Below are 557 nucleotides of genomic sequence, written 5' to 3'. Positions count from 1 at the left end.
GCATGGCTATGAATGCGAGCAAAGCCAGAAACCTTGGCACGCCCATAAATCCTTGCATAACTAAAAACCACAGCATCATAAGAAACATGGGCATAGTCATAAATATGGGCATCAGCATGAACGCGGGCGCCCCCACTTACATGGGCATTGCCATACACATTCCCATAAACATGGGCATTTCCATAGACACAAGCATTGTCATAGATATTTGCATATTGAGAGATAAAAGCCCTCCCATAGACCTCACAATTCCCATACACTTGACCACAGATTTGAGAATAATGACGTATTTTTGCATTGTCAGAAACGCGTGCATAACCATAGGCACAAGCATTATCATAGACCCAGCAATTGCCATCATGAGAGAGGTTGCTTTCCTTTTCGATAAAACCACCAAGGTCACCTTCCTTGACATCATCAAAATCTCTTAAAGCACAAATGCGATAAAGATTGATAGTTTCTCTAGTTAAAGCATGTTTGATTTTTTTGATTTCTCTCGTTAATTCGTATTTTTTGCACATAAGAAGACCCCACACAATTGAATGTGTTAAACATTT

At 39.9% G+C, this 557-nt stretch carries 1 protein-coding gene; it reads right to left on the bottom strand.

From position 1 onward, the window contains the following. On the bottom strand, nt 1-521 hold a 521-nt coding region (locus ABD917_RS08820; protein ID WP_345119682.1), incomplete at its 3' end, for a hypothetical protein. Between the last annotated feature and the right edge of the window lie 36 nt (nt 522-557).

The sequence above is a fragment of the Bartonella pachyuromydis genome, from assembly GCF_039543065.1.
Taxonomy (GTDB): domain Bacteria; phylum Pseudomonadota; class Alphaproteobacteria; order Rhizobiales; family Rhizobiaceae; genus Bartonella; species Bartonella pachyuromydis.
This window is presented reverse-complemented; position numbering and strand designations above follow the sequence as displayed.